Source organism: Desulfonatronospira sp. MSAO_Bac3 (genome assembly GCF_003838035.1).
In the GTDB taxonomy this organism is placed as follows: domain Bacteria; phylum Desulfobacterota; class Desulfovibrionia; order Desulfovibrionales; family Desulfonatronovibrionaceae; genus Desulfonatronospira; species Desulfonatronospira thiodismutans.
The window spans coordinates 1-1980 of record NZ_QYZY01000364.1; the positions used below are offsets into that span (position 1 = coordinate 1).

A 1980-nucleotide genomic window follows, 5' to 3' on the forward strand; every position below is an offset into this window, starting at 1 on the left:
AATGTCACCCTTTTTCCAGGACTGGGTCCATTGCCTCCGGGTATCGCGCAGGTTGGAGTAAGCCACGAAATTGAACCATTCCCCGAGGGAAGCGTCCACCACTTCACCCCCATAGGTTTCAATTTCCTTGATGAGATACTGGTTGGACTGGGGGTGGGTGCGCAGATAAATTTCCCCGATTATTCCTATCAGGGGACGCCTGGGCTTGTCCGGATCCATGAGCTTGCCGGCGCGTTTAACTATGTCTTCCAGCAGAGTGTACAGGGCGTTGAAGTCCCGGCTTTCCCCGATGGATTCGATTTTGTCCCGCATTTCCTGCAGGGCCCCTTCCATAAAGGCATCTGTCTCGCCGGGGACCTTTTCATAGGGTCTGACCCGCCAGACCACACGGTCCAGGACGTCGGAAATGATGGTGGCCACGTAGGCCAGACGCCGAAAAAGCTTGGATTTTTCCTCGGGCATGATCATGGACGAGGAATATGTATCCGTTGAAGACAGATAGGTAATATTTACATCTTCGAACTCGGGGAACTTGTCCAGGACCAGCCTGTGCATCTTGTTGTACATGCCGAAGCGGCAGGGCCCGTCCGCCTCGGGCATGAAGTAGACGTAGTCCTCAGGGGAAAATTCTGCCCCCAGGCGCTCTTTTTCCTGCTTGAGGTAGTAAAGGACGTCTCCCAGGGTTACCTGGCAGGGGAAGCATTCCTTGCCCGAGGTAAACTCCTTGCCCAGTTCCAGGCCGTCGTAGGTGGGCATGACCTGAGCCGGGATGCCGTAGGCCCTGAAGCAGGAGGTCAGAAGCCTGGAACCGAAGGGGGACATGTCCGGCATGAGCAGAGTCTTGCCTGTTATGTCAAACTGGCCGACGCTCTTGGTCAGTCTTTCTTCAAAGAATTGTTGTTCTTGCATGGTATTACTATGGTTTAAGGTTCTGGTGTCTGTTCATCGTTTTGCTGTCTTATGTTAACTGCTGCCTGCTTTACTTGAATCGCTGATGGATACAGGCTCTTTATGCCCGGCTACTGCCCCACCGCCTGATCCAGAGAGGTTCTTTTTTCTTTTTTGACCAGGTTCTCCTTGAGGATGTTCTGGACTACGTTTTTATAGGCCTCGATGCGGGTAAGCACCCCGGCCACGGCGCTGTGTTCATCGAGTTCCAGGACCAGTGGCGGCTTTTGTTGCAGGATGTGACCGAAAAAATGTTCTAAAAAGGAGTCCGGTCCGCAGGAGAAATTGGTCAAGTGTACCCCGAACCAGTTGGGCTTCTGGGCGATGAGCTTGGCTGTGCGCAGTATGCGTCCGCCAAGGCCCCAGTACATTCGCGGAAAGTCATGCAGGTTCACCTGCTCAAAGTCCACAAAATCCATGGGCAGGGCGGTTATGTCCAGCTTGGCCAGCTGACGTCCCAGGCGCAGGTTTAGCCTTTCGTCGTAGAGGTTGTAGGGCCTTCCTGTAACCACCCAAACCGGGCTTGTCTGATCCAGGCCGGAGATGATCTCCCGGCCTTTCTGCTGCATGGTCTTCTTGAACTCCATCTGCCTGACCCAGGCCAGGGACACTGCCCTCTGCACTTCCTTTTCCCGGAATTTAAGCCCGGGGGGCAAGGCCTTGTAAAGGTTCTGGGCTATGCTTTCAATTCCCTCCTTGAGGAAAAGTGTGGGACGGATAAGCCTGCTTTCATCCAGCTGCAGGGCAGCAGTAGCCATGTACTGGGAGCTTTCCACCATGGGGCAGAGCACCCCTCTTTCCCCGTCTTCATCCGGGGTAGGCACATTAATGGGGTTGGGCAGAAAAAGGTAGTCCGCCGGGCTGCGCTGCAGGTGGTTAACATGGCCGTGAAAGACCTTTACCGGAAAACAGGTCTCCGCGGTCATGGATTCCACCCCTGTGGAAGCAATGTCATGGTTGGTAGCCGGGCTGAACAGGACGTTTAGGCCCAGTTCCGAGAAAATATTGGCCCAGAGTATGCCCCATTCCAGG

At 54.5% G+C, this 1980-nt stretch carries 2 protein-coding genes; both read right to left on the minus strand.

What is annotated here, in order from left to right; all coding sequences use genetic code 11:
• On the minus strand, positions 1-909 hold a 909-nt coding region (locus D5S03_RS12775; protein WP_287044301.1), incomplete at its 3' end, for a CoA activase.
• Positions 910-1019: 110 nt separating this feature from the next.
• The coding region (locus tag D5S03_RS12780) for an acyl-CoA dehydratase activase-related protein (RefSeq protein WP_287044303.1) at positions 1020-1980 on the minus strand (961 nt) is incomplete at its 5' end.